Source organism: Kluyvera sp. NPDC087067, from assembly GCF_044745165.1.
Taxonomy (GTDB): Bacteria; Pseudomonadota; Gammaproteobacteria; order Enterobacterales; family Enterobacteriaceae; genus Kluyvera.
Map to the genome: position 1 here is coordinate 692,855 of NZ_JBIUZS010000002.1, position 14,658 is coordinate 707,512.

Annotated in this window: 16 protein-coding genes; 8 read left to right on the plus strand and 8 right to left on the minus strand. The window is 52.3% G+C overall.

Going from position 1 to position 14,658, the window contains the following annotated elements; all coding sequences use genetic code 11:
- The first annotated feature begins 8 nt into the window (after positions 1 to 8).
- Both gltD and ACIPDS_RS08595 read left to right on the plus strand, forming a co-directional pair.
- Complete coding sequence (gltD, locus tag ACIPDS_RS08590; protein ID WP_166516762.1) at positions 9 to 1,427, plus strand: glutamate synthase subunit GltD; 1,419 nt, start codon at positions 9 to 11, stop codon at positions 1,425 to 1,427.
- A gap of 205 nt (positions 1,428 to 1,632) precedes the next feature.
- On the plus strand, positions 1,633 to 2,709 hold the full coding sequence (locus ACIPDS_RS08595; RefSeq protein ID WP_400734609.1) for a YhcG family protein: 1,077 nt from the start codon (positions 1,633 to 1,635) through the stop codon (positions 2,707 to 2,709).
- A gap of 88 nt (positions 2,710 to 2,797) precedes the next feature.
- Here ACIPDS_RS08595 and sspB read toward each other — a convergent pair whose 3' ends face one another.
- The 5 genes from sspB to zapE all read right to left on the minus strand — a co-directional run bounded on the left by sspB (position 2,798) and on the right by zapE (position 6,509).
- On the minus strand, positions 2,798 to 3,295 hold the full coding sequence (sspB, locus tag ACIPDS_RS08600; protein ID WP_166516756.1) for a ClpXP protease specificity-enhancing factor: 498 nt from the start codon (positions 3,293 to 3,295) through the stop codon (positions 2,798 to 2,800).
- A 4-nt stretch (positions 3,296 to 3,299) separates the two neighbouring features.
- The gene (sspA, locus tag ACIPDS_RS08605) at positions 3,300 to 3,938 is read right to left on the minus strand and encodes a stringent starvation protein SspA (RefSeq protein WP_166516755.1); all 639 of its coding nucleotides are present in this window, start codon (positions 3,936 to 3,938) and stop codon (positions 3,300 to 3,302) included.
- A 294-nt stretch (positions 3,939 to 4,232) separates the two neighbouring features.
- Positions 4,233 to 4,625, minus strand: a complete 393-nt coding sequence (gene rpsI, locus ACIPDS_RS08610; RefSeq protein ID WP_003025138.1) for a 30S ribosomal protein S9 — start codon at positions 4,623 to 4,625, stop codon at positions 4,233 to 4,235.
- Positions 4,626 to 4,640: 15 nt separating this feature from the next.
- Positions 4,641 to 5,069, minus strand: a complete 429-nt coding sequence (gene rplM / locus ACIPDS_RS08615) for a 50S ribosomal protein L13 (RefSeq protein ID WP_052284015.1) — start codon at positions 5,067 to 5,069, stop codon at positions 4,641 to 4,643.
- Between the two features lie 315 nt (positions 5,070 to 5,384).
- On the minus strand, positions 5,385 to 6,509 hold the full coding sequence (gene zapE / locus ACIPDS_RS08620; protein WP_400734613.1) for a cell division protein ZapE: 1,125 nt from the start codon (positions 6,507 to 6,509) through the stop codon (positions 5,385 to 5,387).
- 198 nt (positions 6,510 to 6,707) lie between these two features.
- Here zapE and zapG point away from each other — a divergent pair, with 198 nt between their 5' ends.
- From zapG to degS, 3 genes are all read left to right on the plus strand, one after another.
- Positions 6,708 to 7,106 (plus strand): Z-ring associated protein ZapG, encoded by a 399-nt coding sequence (zapG, locus tag ACIPDS_RS08625; protein ID WP_166516753.1) that lies wholly within the window; start codon positions 6,708 to 6,710, stop codon positions 7,104 to 7,106.
- A 139-nt stretch (positions 7,107 to 7,245) separates the two neighbouring features.
- The gene (degQ, locus tag ACIPDS_RS08630) at positions 7,246 to 8,622 is read left to right on the plus strand and encodes a serine endoprotease DegQ (protein WP_400734616.1); all 1,377 of its coding nucleotides are present in this window, start codon (positions 7,246 to 7,248) and stop codon (positions 8,620 to 8,622) included.
- Between the two features lie 90 nt (positions 8,623 to 8,712).
- Entirely contained in the window at positions 8,713 to 9,780 is a 1,068-nt protein-coding gene (degS, locus tag ACIPDS_RS08635; protein WP_400734729.1) for an outer membrane-stress sensor serine endopeptidase DegS, read from the plus strand.
- A 55-nt stretch (positions 9,781 to 9,835) separates the two neighbouring features.
- Here degS and mdh read toward each other — a convergent pair whose 3' ends face one another.
- Positions 9,836 to 10,774, minus strand: a complete 939-nt coding sequence (gene mdh, locus ACIPDS_RS08640; RefSeq protein ID WP_166516751.1) for a malate dehydrogenase — start codon at positions 10,772 to 10,774, stop codon at positions 9,836 to 9,838.
- Positions 10,775 to 11,229: 455 nt separating this feature from the next.
- Here mdh and argR point away from each other — a divergent pair, with 455 nt between their 5' ends.
- From argR to yhcN-B, 3 genes are all read left to right on the plus strand, one after another.
- Entirely contained in the window at positions 11,230 to 11,700 is a 471-nt protein-coding gene (gene argR, locus ACIPDS_RS08645; protein ID WP_166516750.1) for a transcriptional regulator ArgR, read from the plus strand.
- Between the two features lie 377 nt (positions 11,701 to 12,077).
- Positions 12,078 to 12,341, plus strand: a complete 264-nt coding sequence (gene yhcN, locus ACIPDS_RS08650; RefSeq protein WP_166516749.1) for a peroxide/acid stress response protein YhcN — start codon at positions 12,078 to 12,080, stop codon at positions 12,339 to 12,341.
- Positions 12,342 to 12,451: 110 nt separating this feature from the next.
- Positions 12,452 to 12,718, plus strand: a complete 267-nt coding sequence (gene yhcN-B, locus ACIPDS_RS08655; protein ID WP_400734619.1) for a DUF1471 family stress response protein YhcN-B — start codon at positions 12,452 to 12,454, stop codon at positions 12,716 to 12,718.
- 53 nt (positions 12,719 to 12,771) lie between these two features.
- On the opposite strand, the gene ACIPDS_RS08660 is transcribed toward yhcN-B, so the two are convergent.
- Both ACIPDS_RS08660 and ACIPDS_RS08665 read right to left on the minus strand, forming a co-directional pair.
- Complete coding sequence (locus ACIPDS_RS08660; protein WP_166516748.1) at positions 12,772 to 13,047, minus strand: hypothetical protein; 276 nt, start codon at positions 13,045 to 13,047, stop codon at positions 12,772 to 12,774.
- Between the two features lie 28 nt (positions 13,048 to 13,075).
- Positions 13,076 to 14,530, minus strand: a complete 1,455-nt coding sequence (locus tag ACIPDS_RS08665) for an NAD-dependent succinate-semialdehyde dehydrogenase (protein ID WP_400734621.1) — start codon at positions 14,528 to 14,530, stop codon at positions 13,076 to 13,078.
- Between the last annotated feature and the right edge of the window lie 128 nt (positions 14,531 to 14,658).

A 14,658-nucleotide genomic window follows, 5' to 3' on the forward strand; every position in this document is an offset into this window, starting at 1 on the left:
GGGTCATCATGAGTCAAAATGTCTATCAATTTATCGACCTCCAGCGCGTTGATCCGCCAAAGAAACCGCTGAAGATCCGTAAGATCGAGTTTATCGAGATCTACGAGCCGTTTTCCGAAGGCCAGGCCAAAGCACAGGCAGACCGCTGCCTGTCGTGCGGTAACCCGTATTGCGAGTGGAAATGTCCGGTGCATAACTACATCCCTAACTGGCTTAAGCTTGCCAACGAGGGACGTATTTTTGAGGCAGCCGAACTGTCGCACCAAACCAACACCCTGCCGGAAGTCTGTGGCCGCGTATGCCCGCAGGATCGTCTGTGCGAAGGATCCTGTACGCTGAACGACGAGTTCGGCGCGGTCACCATCGGCAACATCGAACGCTATATCAACGATAAAGCGTTCGAGATGGGCTGGCGCCCGGACATGACTGGTGTGAAGCAGACCGACAAGAAAGTCGCCATTATCGGTGCGGGCCCGGCAGGCCTGGCGTGCGCCGATGTGCTGACGCGAAATGGCGTAAAGGCGGTGGTTTTTGACCGCCACCCGGAAATCGGCGGCCTGCTGACCTTCGGTATTCCGGCTTTCAAGCTGGAGAAAGAGGTTATGACCCGCCGCCGTGAAATCTTCACCGGTATGGGTATTGAATTCAAACTCAACGTCGAAGTGGGTCGTGACGTACAGATTGATGACCTGTTGAAGGATTACGATGCGGTATTCCTCGGCGTCGGTACCTATCAATCTATGCGCGGCGGTCTGGAAAATGAAGATGCTTCCGGCGTATTCGACGCCCTGCCGTTCCTGATTGCCAATACCAAACAGCTGATGGGCTTTGGTGAAACGCCAGACGCGCCGTATGTCAGCATGGAAGGCAAACGCGTTGTCGTGCTGGGCGGTGGTGATACGGCGATGGACTGCGTACGCACCTCCATTCGTCAGAACGCCGCGCACGTTATCTGCGCCTATCGCCGCGATGAAGAGAACATGCCGGGTTCTAAACGCGAAGTGAAAAATGCGCGTGAAGAAGGCGTCGAGTTCCAGTTCAACGTCCAACCGCTGGGTGTGGAAGTGAATGCGAACGGCAAAGTCTGCGGCGTGAAAATGGCGCGTACCGAGATGGGTCAGCCAGATGCGAAAGGCCGTCGTCGCGCGGAGATCGTTGCCGGTTCCGAACACGTGGTCCCTGCCGATGCCGTGGTGATGGCGTTTGGTTTCCGTCCTCACAGCATGGAATGGCTGGCAAAGCATAGCGTCGAGCTTGATTCGCAGGGCCGTGTAATTGCCCCGGAAGGTAGCGATAACGCCTTCCAGACCAGCAACCCGAAAATCTTCGCCGGTGGTGACATCGTGCGCGGTTCGGATCTGGTGGTAACGGCGATTGCCGAAGGTCGTAAAGCGGCTGACGGAATTATGAATTACCTGGAAGTGTAAAAACCTCTCTGGCCCCCTGCCACAATTCATCCTGATGGATGGGGGCCTGTTTTCTGCTGCTTCACACCTGTGCCATTCCCGGAAAGCGCCTCGCAAATACGAATGCAACTTCATGTAATCCAATCGACATGGATTGACGTCATACGACACCGAGCGTATTGATAGCGATATATTTTCACTTCGCAACTATCACGCCAGGGAAGACATGAACACACTCACCTCGACACACCATGCTGAGGATTATCAGCAAGTCCATGATGGTATTATTCATTTATTGGATAACGCCCGGACAGAAACGGTTCGCAGCATCAACGCCATTATGACGGCAACCTATTGGGAGATTGGCCGTCGAATTGTCGAATTTGAGCAAGGCGGTGAAGCGCGAGCGGCTTATGGAACGCAACTGATTGAACGTTTGTCTGTCGATTTAAACCAGCGATATAAACGCGGTTTTTCTACCCGTAACTTATGGCAATTCCGTAATTTTTATATTTATTTTCAACATGTTGAAATTCCGCAGACAGTGTCTGCGGAATCTTCTCTCCTGGCACAACTTGCCAAAATTTTCCCGCTTCCCTGGTCAGCCTATGTCCGGCTGCTGTCAGTTAAAAATCCTGAAGCCCGCGCCTTTTACGAGAAAGAGACGTTACGTAACGGCTGGTCAGTACGGCAGCTTGACAGGCAAATTACCAGCCAATTTTACGAACGAACATTATTGTCCCACGACAAATCAGCCATGTTGCAGCAGGCCGCCCCCACCGTCGCAGAGGTTACGCCGGAACAAGCCATACGTGACCCGTTCATTCTTGAATTTCTCGATCTGAAGGACGAGTATTCCGAATCCGACCTTGAAGAAGCGCTGATAAACCATCTGATGGATTTTATGCTGGAACTCGGTGATGACTTTGCCTTTGTGGGTCGTCAGCGTCGATTGCGCATTGACGATAGCTGGTTTCGCATCGACCTGCTGTTCTTCCACCGCCGCTTACGCTGCCTGCTCATCGTTGACCTCAAGGTCGGCAAATTCAGCTACGCCGATGCCGGGCAAATGAACATGTATCTGAATTACGCCCAGGAGCATTGGACAATGCCGGGCGAGAATCCACCCGTTGGCTTAATTCTATGCGCGGAAAAAGGTGCAGGTGAGGCTCACTATGCCCTGACCGGTTTACCTCATAAAGTGCTTACCAGTGAGTACAAAATGCAGTTGCCTGACGAGAAGCTGCTGGCGGATGAGCTCATTCGCTCGCAAACCCTGCTTGAAGCTCATAAAGCGAATTAACGGAGATAGGTGACGAGTGGCCTGAGAAGAAAAGCGCGCGTACCGCGTTAATCCCTATAAAACAAAACAGGCCCCATGGGGCCTGTTGTTATTTCACTACGCGTAGCGCCGGGCGACCACCGCGTGGCGGTGGCGGAGTGTCGTCTGGATCGGTATCGTCATCGCTATCAGGCTTATCACCATCAATGATAGACATCACCGTTTCGTTACCACTCTCTTCCACAGCATCATCGTTGAAGCCTGCAGCATCTTCATCGTAGGCTGCTTCTGCTTCAAACATGGTTCCAGCACCGTTCTCACGTGCATAGATAGCCAGCACGGCAGCCAGTGGGACCGAAACCTGACGCGGTACGCCGCCGAAGCGGGCATTAAAGCGCACCTCTTCGTTGGACAGTTCGAGGTTGCCTACCGCGCGTGGCGCGATGTTCAACACGATCTGGCCATCACGTGCGTACTCCATCGGTACGTTTATGCCTGGCTGCATGACGTCAACCACCAGGTGTGGCGTCAGTTGGTTATCCAGCAGCCACTCATAAAACGCACGAAGCAGATACGGACGACGCGGAGAAAGCTGTGAAACGTCCATGGAATTAACCCCGGCCAAGGCGCATTTCGCGCTCAGGTTCCGTTAAGGACGCGAGGAATGAATCACGCTCGAAGACGCGGGTCATATAACCTTTCAGCTCTTTAGCGCCAGCGCCAACCAGCTCAATACCCATGACCGGCAGACGCCACAGCAGTGGAGCCAGGTAGCAGTCAACGATGCTGAACTCATCGCTCAGGAAGAACGGCTTCTGAGTGAAGACTGGCGCAATCGCCAGCAGCTCTTCGCGCAGCTGCTTACGTGCAGCATCGGCCTGAGCGGCAGAACCCGTCATCACCGTATGCATCAGTGAGTACCAGTCTTTTTCGATACGGTGCATGTACAGGCGGCTTTCACCACGTGCAACCGGATAAACCGGCATCAGCGGCGGATGAGGGAAACGCTCATCCAGATATTCCATAATGATGCGAGATTCCCAAAGGGTCAGCTCGCGATCGACCAGTGTCGGAACGCTTTGATTCGGGTTGAGGTCAATCAGATCCTGCGGTGGATTGTCCTTTTCCACGAGTTCGATTTCAAAACTAACACCTTTCTCGGCCAGCACAATGCGGACCTGATGGCTATAGATGTCAGTAGGACCAGAAAACAGCGTCATTACCGAACGTTTGTTGGCAGCGACAGCCATGAAAACCTCCAGGTGTAATCAGAATTTGTACTGCTACCAGCCACAACGGCGGCCAGCCAGATGATAAGCCTCTGCACGTTAGACGGCATTCTCGTTCATAAACTCAACAAAAAATGAACAATCGCGCGCAATTGGGCAGAAAATTGGATGATAGTCTACCAGATTTTGAATGACTTGTGGTGAGGCGATTCTGGAAAAGCCGAAAAAGAACTGTTTCGCCCCATTCTGCGGGCATAAAAAAACCCGCCGAAGCGGGTTTTTTCGCAAATTGTTGTCTGCGTAAGCAGAAAGCAATTAACGTTTGGAGAACTGTGGACGACGACGTGCTTTACGCAGACCGACTTTCTTACGTTCAACCTGACGAGCATCACGGGTAACGAAGCCAGCTTTACGCAGTTCGCCACGCAGGGATTCGTCGTACTCCATCAGAGCGCGGGTGATACCGTGACGGATCGCACCAGCCTGACCAGAGATACCACCACCTTTAACAGTGATGTACAGATCCAGTTTCTCAACCATGTCGACCAGTTCCAGCGGCTGACGAACTACCATGCGGGCAGTTTCACGACCGAAGTACTGTTCCAGAGAACGTTGGTTGATTACGATTTTACCGCTGCCCGGTTTGATGAAAACGCGAGCTGCAGAACTTTTGCGGCGACCAGTGCCGTAGTATTGATTTTCAGCCATTGCCTATAATCCCGATTAGATGTCAAGAACTTGCGGTTGCTGTGCCGCGTGGTTGTGCTCATTGCCCGCGTAAACTTTCAGTTTACGGTACATTGCACGACCCAGCGGGCCTTTTGGCAGCATGCCTTTAACCGCGATTTCAATCACACGCTCAGGATGGCGAGCAATCATCTCTTCAAAGGTCGCTTCTTTAAGACCACCGACGTAGCCAGTGTGACGATAGTACACTTTGTCAGTACGCTTGTTGCCGGTTACAGCAACTTTATCAGCGTTCAGAACGATGATGTAATCACCAGTATCTACGTGCGGAGTGTATTCCGCTTTATGCTTACCGCGCAGGCGCAGAGCCAGTTCGGAAGCCAGACGGCCCAGAGTTTTACCGGTCGCGTCGACAACATACCAGTCGCGTTTTACGGTTTCTGGTTTAGCTGTAAAAGTTTTCATTAAAAGCTTACCCAAATAAATTAGTTACACGTTGGTGAACACCCAAACGTTTAGTCAGTTGAGGCTCACACGACAAAGTCCGGCAAACCTACCCCTTCGAATAGCCTATGCCAGCACATAGAAAGTTTTGGGAAAAAAACTCTCTCGTAACGTGGGGTCGCAAGAGTATAGAGAAGTCGGGGTCAAAGATCGACCCCTTTATGTGATTTGCGATGGGTTTTGTTTGCCCATGCAACCCGGTTGAGCGAAGTGATGACGGAATGGCTGCAGAGTGTTTCCCCGAGGGCGGCGTGAACGCCTTGCCCGGGCTACTTATTAAGGCATATGCGGACGCTTGAGATACTCTTCGCTCTGCATCTCCTGCAAACGCGACAAGCAGCGCTGGAACTCAAACTTCAGCCGTTCGCCTTGATAGATGTTGTACAGCTCAACTTCCGCACTCACCACCAGCTTGACGTGGCGCTCATAGAATTCATCTACCAACGCGATAAAGCGTCGTGCTTCACTCTCAAGCAAAGGCGTCATCACCGGAACATCAAACAGCATCACCGTATGGAACAGGCGCGAGAGCGCGATATAGTCATGCTGGCTACGCGCATCAACGCAGAGCGTAGTAAAGGAAACCGCCAGCGTTTGATTCTCAACGCCGAGCGTGGGCAGCGGACGATGGTTAATTTCCAGCGTACTGGCGTTGTGCTGCGATGTGCCCGCCAGTGCCTGCCATAGTTTATCCATCTGCTGGCGCGTCTCGCTATTGAGCGGCGACAGCCACAAATGCGCCTGAGTGAGCGTACGCAAGCGGTAGTCGATACCCGCATCAACATTCATGACGTCACAGTGTTCTTTAATCGCTTCGATAGCAGGTATGAAACGCGCGCGCTGCAGACCGTTGCGATAAAGTTCATCCGGCGGGATATTCGACGTTGCTACAAGCGTAATACCGCGGGCAAATAACGCTTTCATTAAACCGCCAAGCAGCATGGCGTCAGTGATATCGGAGACAAAAAATTCGTCGAAACACAGAACGTCCGTCTCGGCTTTAAAGCGTTCGGCAACGATTTCCAGCGGGTTGCTGTGCCCCTGTAACGCGGCTAACTCTTCATGCACCCGCAGCATAAAACGATGGAAATGCAGACGCTGTTTACGCGTACCCGGCAGGCTTTGATAAAACATATCCATCAGCCAGGTTTTGCCGCGCCCGACGCCTCCCCACATATAAAGTCCGCGTACGGCGGTCGATGTTTCGGGCTCTTTCTTACCCAGCAGTTTACCAAAGCGCGCTTTTAGCCCTCCACCAGAAGCGGGAGGCGTTGTTTTTGTTTGAAGTTCCTGGTAAATGGCATCGAGGCGGCTTACCGCCTCACGCTGGACATCATCAGGTTGGTGGCTGCCCTGTTCGAGGGCCTGAAGATAGCGCGATGTGGGGGACAGGCTTTGCATGATCTAATTGTTATTCCTTTGAAAACCGGTATGTCTTACTTCACGATTGACTAAAAAAAGTCCGTTCTACACTACGCGATGATGCGTCAGGATTCCACTTCTACGGGATTAGCGGTTATAGTGGCACTATCGGGTGCAGGCATGGAGTTGCCGAAGTCGCCACTACCCTACGGAACAACAAAACAATGGGAGATGTTCATGACCTGGGAATACGCGCTAATTGGGTTAGTTGTCGGTATCATCATCGGTGCCGTGGCCATGCGTTTTGGTAATCGCAAATTACGCCAGCAACAGGCCTTGCAGTACGAACTGGAAAAAAACAAAGCTGAGCTGGAAGAGTATCGCGAAGAGTTGGTCAGCCATTTTGCACGCAGCGCAGAATTACTCGATAACATGGCCGATGACTACCGCCAGATTTACCAGCACATGGCGAAAAGCTCCAGCAACTTGCTGCCGGGGATGTCGCCTGAAGCCAACCCGTTCCGCAACCGTCTGGCGGAGTCCGAAGCCGGGAATGACCAGGCGCCGGTTCAGATGCCACGCGACTACTCAGAAGGCGCTTCTGGCCTGCTGAGAAGCGGTGCCAAACGCGATTAATCTGCATTTTTGGTTATTTTTCACGGGCGCATGATATGCGCCCGTCGTCTTCTGTACACGCCGACTATATTTAATTCAATAACATCAGCCTTTTTGGGAAGCATTGTCCTTATCTTCTGGGTCATGAGGGCCAGCATCAATGAGCAAATCGACATTACTGTTAAGTGCGTTAGCGTTAAGCATCGGACTCTCTCTTGCTGTACCTGCGCCAGCGTTGGCGTCATTACCCACGCAGGTGCCCGGCCAGGGGAGCCTGCCGAGCCTTGCGCCAATGCTGGAAAAAGTTCTGCCTGCGGTGGTGAGCGTAAAAGTTGAGGGAACCGCGCCGGTCAATCAGCAAGTGCCAGAGGAGCTAAAGAAATTCTTTGGCGACGAGGGTGGCAATGCCACAAACGATCCTTCACAGAAATTTGAAGGGCTGGGTTCCGGGGTGATCATCGATGCCATAAAAGGCTATGTGCTGACCAACAACCACGTCGTCAGCGATGCGCAGAAGATTAGCATCCAGCTTAACGATGGGCGCGAGTTCGATGCCAAGCTCATCGGCAGTGACGATCAGAGCGATATCGCCCTGCTGCAAATTCAAAAAGCCAGCCATTTAACGCAGATCGCCATTGCCGACTCTGACAAGCTGCGCGTCGGTGATTTCGCCGTCGCCGTCGGTAACCCCTTTGGCCTTGGGCAGACGGTAACGTCAGGGATTGTTTCGGCGCTGGGGCGCAGCGGCCTGAATCTGGAAGGGCTGGAAAACTTTATTCAGACCGACGCCGCCATCAACCGCGGCAACTCCGGCGGCGCGCTGCTTAACCTCAACGGTGAACTGATTGGCATCAATACCGCCATTCTGGCTCCCGGCGGTGGCAGCGTAGGGATAGGCTTTGCTATACCAAGCAATATGGCGCAAACCCTGGCGCAGCAGCTGATTCAGTTTGGTGAAATCAAACGCGGCCTGCTGGGTATTCGCGGTATGGAGATGACGGCGGATATTGCGAAAGCCTTTAATCTCGACGTGCAGCGCGGCGCATTTATCAGTGAAGTGTTGCCGGGGTCAGGTTCAGCGAAAGCGGGGATAAAATCCGGCGACGTCATTACCAGCCTGAACGGTAAACCTCTCAACAGCTTTGCCGAACTACGCTCCCGTATTGCCACCACCGAGCCGGGATCCAAGGTCAAACTGGGTCTGCTGCGTAACGGTAAGCCGATGGAAGTGGAAGTGACGCTCGACAAGAGCACCTCAGCCACCGCCAGCGCCCAACTGATTATTCCCGCGCTGGAAGGCGCTCAACTGAGCGATGGGCAGGCGAAAAATGGGACTAAAGGGGTGGTCATTTCCGATATCGAGAAAGGCAGTCCTGCCGCCCAGGTTGGTCTGCATAAGGATGATGTCATTATCGGCATTAACCGCCAGCCAACGCAGTCTATCGCCGAACTGCGCAAAGTGCTGGAAGCCAAGCCAGCCGTGATTGCCGTGAACGTTCTACGCGGAACTGAGAGCATCTATCTGCTTATGCGATAATCCATGTAAAACCGGACATAGCATGGAATGTATGTCCGGTTAACTCGTGGTATGCTTCGTCTCAGTTTCCTTATCAACGATGCCGGTATCATGCTTGTAAAGCTCTTACGTTCGGTCGCACTCGGTTTATTGGTCGGCGGCATACTGATTGCCACCGTCCCCTCTTTGCGCCAGTGGAACCCATTATCCACCCCGCACTTTAGCAGCACGGATGAAACGCCGGCGAGCTATAACCCTGCGGTGCGCCGCGCCGCGCCTGCGGTGGTCAACGTCTATAATCGCAGCGTCAACAACAGCACCAACAATCAACTGGAGATAAAAACGCTCGGCTCCGGGGTGATTATGGATGAACGCGGCTACATCATTACCAATAAGCACGTGATCAACAATGCCGATCAAATCATTGTCGCCCTGCAGGATGGCCGCGTGTTTGAAGCGCTATTGGTGGGCTCCGATAGCCTGACCGATCTGGCGGTACTCAAGATCAACGCCACCGGTGGCCTGCCGGTGATTCCGATTAATCCAGCACGCGTTCCCCATATTGGAGATGTGGTCCTGGCGATTGGTAACCCATACAACCTCGGACAGACCATCACCCAGGGGATTATCAGCGCCACCGGTCGTATTGGCCTGAACCCAAGCGGTCGGCAGAACTTCCTGCAAACCGACGCATCGATTAACCACGGTAACTCGGGTGGTGCGTTAGTCAACTCGCTGGGCGAGCTGATGGGCATTAACACCCTCTCCTTTGATAAGAGCAATGACGGTGAGACGCCGGAAGGGCTCAGCTTCGCCATCCCATTCCAGCTGGCAACCAAGATCATGGACAAGCTGATTCGCGATGGTCGGGTAATCCGTGGCTTTATCGGCATCAGCGGACGTGAAATTGCGCCTCTGCACGCGCAGGGCAGCAGCATCGACCCGATTCAAGGGATCGTGGTCAACGATGTCTCACCGAATGGCCCGGCAGCCCAGGCCGGTATCCAGAACAACGACGTGATTATCTCGGTGAACGGTAAGCAGGCGGTGTCTGCGCTGGAGACAATGGATCAGGTGGCAGAGATTCGCCCAGGTTCGGTCATTCCGGTTGTCGTGATGCGGGATGATAAGAAATTGACGATGCAGGTGACGATTCAGGAATATCCGGCATCAGACTAATGGACTAAAAGCAAAGGGGCCATACGGCCCCTTTGTGACAGTAAGACCTTGCGTCTTATTTATTGATGAACTCTTCACCCAGCTGAATATCTTTTCGCAGCGTCTCCAGCATCCCTTCCAGCGCCTGCTGTTCGTAGGCGCTCAGTTTGCCGATTGCGCGGCGTTCTTCAATCCCGTTTTTACCCAGCAGCAGCGGCTGTGAGAAGAAACGCGCGTATTCGCCGTCGCCTTCAACATAAGCACATTCCACCACGCCCTTTTCGCCCTGTAGAGCACGAACCAGCGACAAGCCGAAACGCGCTGCCGCTTGTCCCATCGAGAGCGTTGCGGATCCGCCACCCGCTTTCGCTTCCACCACTTCGGTGCCCGCGTTCTGGATGCGTTTGGTTAAGTCATTCACTTCCTGTTCGGAGAAGCTAATGCCTGGGATCTGTGACAATAAAGGCAGGATGGTCACGCCAGAGTGGCCGCCAATCACCGGCACTTCAACATCGCCACAGTTTTTGCCTTTCAGCTCCGCCACGAAGGTGTTAGAGCGGATGATATCCAGCGTCGTGACGCCGAACAGTTTGTTCTTATCGTACACGCCCGCCTTTTTCAGCACTTCAGCGGCAATGGCCACCGTGGTGTTGACCGGATTGGTAATAATACCAATGCAGGCTTTTGGCGCGGTTTTGGCAATTTGTTGTACCAGGTTTTTCACAATCCCGGCGTTAACGTTAAACAGATCGGAGCGATCCATACCGGGTTTACGGGCAACACCCGCGGAGATCAGGACCACATCAGCCCCAACGAGCGCTGGCGTCGCATCTTCACCCGAGAAACCTTTGATTTTAACATCAGTAGGAATATGACTGAGATCGACCGCGACACCAGGCGTGACGGGGGCGATATCATACAATGAGAGTTCTGAACCTGAAGGAAGTTGGGTCTTTAGTAGTAGGGCAAGCGCCTGACCGATTCCGCCGGCGGCACCAAGGACTGCGACTTTCATCCTAAACTCCTTATTATGGTTAATGACATTCAGGTAACGACCTGCTGTGGACCGCATAACCAACGCAGGAGAGACCTGTTGTTACTCCGTTGCGGCGACCTTAATTCACGAGGTAAATAATTACAATATAATTGCTTACAGAATGCGGGTTATCCAACAGCATTGTTGGCGTCATCGCATGACTTCCAGAAAAAGGCCTGTCTACGAAACCAAATTTTCATCAACTATCGATTACAATATACGCAGCATGTTGCGTAAAACAACAGCAATTTAATAACAATTCATTTACTTTTAACTTATTTGCGTCCCGTGACATAAGCATGTTTCTTAGGGCTAATATTTGCTAAAATCCTGCCTTTCTGTTTTTTATTTAGCCTCTTGGGGCAAATTGTTTTGCATAAAAATTCACCTATATGCATAATAATGTTAATTTCACCACCATACTCGGGTGACTTATGCGAAGTTCAACCAAACAAGAAGAATTAGTTAAAGCCTTTAAAGCCCTTCTGAAGGAAGAAAAATTTAGCTCTCAGGGCGAAATTGTTCAGGCCTTACAGGAAGAGGGCTTCGATAATATTAACCAATCCAAAGTCTCGCGCATGCTGACTAAGTTTGGCGCCGTGCGTACGCGCAATGCCAAAATGGAGATGGTTTACTGTCTGCCAGCCGAGCTTGGCGTACCGACCACCACCAGCCCGCTTAAAAATCTGGTGCTGGATATTGATTACAACGACTCCGTGGTTGTCATCCATACCAGCCCCGGCGCGGCACAGCTAATCGCACGTCTGCTGGACTCACTGGGTAAGGCTGAAGGCATTCTCGGCAGTATTGCCGGCGATGACACGATTTTCACCACTCCCGCCAGAGGCTTTAGCGTTAAAGAACTCTTTGAGGCTATCCAGATCCTGTTCGAACAGGAACTGTAAGGCTCTCTGCTGCCTCCTCTGGATGTCCAGAGGAGCGGCTTCTCCCCGCCCAACTCCCCTATCTTCCACTGCCGTTTCGTTAGCATTTAGTGCGATTTACCGCCTCAATACATATACACAGTGAATATATCCCGCCTTAAGCGCACAAAATATCAAATTATCCTATCTTTTTGATTTTACGCATTATTGACGTTTAACTTTGCCAGATTATGCCTTTTTTTATACATAAAAGTTCTAAAAATGACGGATTCTGACAAGTAATTACACGCGAAACCATTAGTCGGGTATTAATATTTCATGTGATTAGTGTATACTTAATTTCGTGATGAGGGTCACAGAATAAAGACCTTCCAAAAAAATTCGACGAGGTAAGAATCATGAAAATCAAAACAACCGTTGCAGCCCTAAGCATCCTTTCCGTTCTCTCTTTTGGCGCATTCGCCGCTGATTCTATCAATAGCGAGCAGGCCCAATCGCGTGAATCCCTTGGCACCGTTTCCATCGGCTCCGTAGGTTCCACCCCGATGGATATGCACCAAATGCTGAACAAAAAAGCACAGGAAGAAGGGGCATCTTCTTATCGCATTATTGAAGCGCGTACCGGTTCTCATTGGCACGCAACCGCTGAGCTGTATAAATAAGCTCTCGTGAAATAACGCTTTAATTATCAGCAAATAAAATATCTACAGCGGTTCAGGAATCAGAAAGAACGTCCTCTCACCGCTGCATAATAAGGTGAGGAGTAAATAGTATGAAAAGCGCAATTATCATCGCATCCCTTGGTCTGGCATCCGTACTCTCTTTCGGCGCAAACGCCGCCGCACAACAAATTAACGCCGACCAGGCACAGAATCTGCAATCCATGGGCACCATCTCTCTGTCACAGGTTGGGAGTGCACCAATGGACATGCGTAGCGAGTTAGCCGCAAAAGCTGAAAAACAAGGCGCTAGCAGCTACCGTATTATTGAAGCACGTACCGGCGATAGCTGGCACGCGACCGCAGAGCTGTACAAATAAACCCTCGTCGTCTTGACCGACGACTTGCCCTCGCCCTTTTGCGAGGGCTTTTTTTATCCGCGCCGAATGTTAAAACGCAGCATCCCTTCCCGCTCTTCTTCCGCTTCATCAAACAACAAGATCAACGCGCCATAGCGTCGACGCTGCTTATCATCGAGATGAATGAATTCAATCTCCAGAGGAAGCGGCATCTCTGGGCTAATCACCGCTTCCCACAGCGCATCCAGATCGCGGATCGGCTCGCCGTCGAGGGCAAAGAGTCGGGCAAACTCACGGTAAAAATCGCCCTGATCCTCTATCTCGTCAAAATCAAAAGTATAGATTTTCATCTCCACGCCCTCATCCAATCCCATGTGTCTATAACCCCCCAATGTGTAACGTTTTGACCTCAAGGTACTCTTCCAATCCCAGAACCGAACCTTCACGTCCCAGCCCCGACTCTTTAACGCCACCAAACGGCCCAAGCTCTGTCGATACCGCACACTCATTAATACCGATCATGCCGCTTTCTAAGGCCTGTGAGACCCGGAAGACGCGGGACAGATTTTGCGTGTAAAAGTAAGCGGCCAGGCCATAGGGAGTATTATTCGCGCGTTGAATAACATCCTCTTCATCGCTAAAGCGGAAGCAGGCAGCTAACGGGCCGAACGTCTCTTCCTGCGCCAGTTGCATCTGCTCATGACACTCCCCCAGCACCGTCGGTTGCCAGAAGTTACCGCCCAGATGATGCGGCTCACCACCGGCGAGGATTTCGGCGCCTTTTGCAATCGCATCTTCTACGTGTTCACGCACTTTTTTTACCGCCGATGCTTCAATAAGCGGCCCAACAACAACCCCTTCATCAAGCCCGTTCCCCACTTTCAGCGCCTTCACGGCGTTCGCCAGTTGGCTGACAAAGCGTTGATAAACACTATCGTGGATGTAAAAACGGTTCACGCTGACGCACACCTGCCCGGCATTACGGAATTTATTGGCAATGGCACCCTGCACGGCGGCATCAATATCCGCGTCCTCAAAGACGATATACGGCGCGTTACCGCCAAGTTCCATGGAGACTTTCTTCATGGTTTCTGCGGCATTGCGTACCAGCGTTTTGCCCACCGAGGTTGAACCGGTGAAGGAGATTTTGCGCACCTCGTGGCTCGCCATGATGGCATCGCTGATTTCTGCGGTATTCCCGGCGACCGCATTCAACACGCCATCGGGGATCCCGGCTTTTTTCGCCAGCGCGAGGAGCGCGAATGCGCATAATGGCGTGTTATTGGCGGGTTTAATCACCCCGGTGCAGCCGGCGGCCAATGCCGGGCCAAGCTTGCGGGCCAGCATCGCCATCGGGAAATTCCAGGGGGTAATCGCCGCCACAACGCCAATAGGTTCGCGGGTGGCCAGAATGCGTGAACCCGGTTTAACCGGCGGGATGATTTCACCGTTCGCCCGTTTGCCTTGCTCTGCAAACCACTGGATAAAACTCGCCGCGTACTCGACTTCCCCTTCCGCCTCTTTCAGCGGTTTCCCCTGCTCCAGGGTCATCAGCCGCGCCAGCCAGCTTTTATTGTCGATAATCAGCTGATACCAGCGATAAAGCAGTTCAGAGCGCGCCTTTGCGGTCTTTGCTCGCCACAATGGAAAGGCCTTAGCGGCTGCGGCTATCGCGTCTTCAGTCTCTTTTGTACCGGCTTTCGCGACTTTGGCGACCAGCTCGCCCGTTGCCGGGTTGAGGACGTCAAAGGTGGTATCAAGCTTGCGCCATTCACCATTAACCAGATAACCGGTCTGAAAAAGATCGTTGTCCTGCAGTGCAAGCGTTGTCATTACATCCTCCTGAAAAGTGTCTCCGTTTAAGTATAGCCATCGCTTGTGGGGGGACAGTTTCCAGAATGCTGAAAGTGAAATTTACATCGGGGATATAGGGTGGCTAACCCGGCGGCGCTTCGCTTGGC

Bases quoted from the DNA above. Each gene is read 5' to 3' on its own strand.
- gltD (WP_166516762.1), top strand. From the start codon at position 9: ATGAGTCAAAATGTCTATCAATTTATCGACCTCCAGCGCGTTGATCCG.
- ACIPDS_RS08595 (WP_400734609.1), top strand. From the start codon at position 1,633: ATGAACACACTCACCTCGACACACCATGCTGAGGATTATCAGCAAGTC.
- sspB (WP_166516756.1), bottom strand. From the start codon at position 3,295: ATGGACGTTTCACAGCTTTCTCCGCGTCGTCCGTATCTGCTTCGTGCG.
- sspA (WP_166516755.1), bottom strand. From the start codon at position 3,938: ATGGCTGTCGCTGCCAACAAACGTTCGGTAATGACGCTGTTTTCTGGT.
- rpsI (WP_003025138.1), bottom strand. From the start codon at position 4,625: ATGGCTGAAAATCAATACTACGGCACTGGTCGCCGCAAAAGTTCTGCA.
- rplM (WP_052284015.1), bottom strand. From the start codon at position 5,069: ATGAAAACTTTTACAGCTAAACCAGAAACCGTAAAACGCGACTGGTAT.
- zapE (WP_400734613.1), bottom strand. From the start codon at position 6,509: ATGCAAAGCCTGTCCCCCACATCGCGCTATCTTCAGGCCCTCGAACAG.
- zapG (WP_166516753.1), top strand. From the start codon at position 6,708: ATGACCTGGGAATACGCGCTAATTGGGTTAGTTGTCGGTATCATCATC.
- degQ (WP_400734616.1), top strand. From the start codon at position 7,246: ATGAGCAAATCGACATTACTGTTAAGTGCGTTAGCGTTAAGCATCGGA.
- degS (WP_400734729.1), top strand. From the start codon at position 8,713: ATGCTTGTAAAGCTCTTACGTTCGGTCGCACTCGGTTTATTGGTCGGC.
- mdh (WP_166516751.1), bottom strand. From the start codon at position 10,774: ATGAAAGTCGCAGTCCTTGGTGCCGCCGGCGGAATCGGTCAGGCGCTT.
- argR (WP_166516750.1), top strand. From the start codon at position 11,230: ATGCGAAGTTCAACCAAACAAGAAGAATTAGTTAAAGCCTTTAAAGCC.
- yhcN (WP_166516749.1), top strand. From the start codon at position 12,078: ATGAAAATCAAAACAACCGTTGCAGCCCTAAGCATCCTTTCCGTTCTC.
- yhcN-B (WP_400734619.1), top strand. From the start codon at position 12,452: ATGAAAAGCGCAATTATCATCGCATCCCTTGGTCTGGCATCCGTACTC.
- ACIPDS_RS08660 (WP_166516748.1), bottom strand. From the start codon at position 13,047: ATGAAAATCTATACTTTTGATTTTGACGAGATAGAGGATCAGGGCGAT.
- ACIPDS_RS08665 (WP_400734621.1), bottom strand. From the start codon at position 14,530: ATGACAACGCTTGCACTGCAGGACAACGATCTTTTTCAGACCGGTTAT.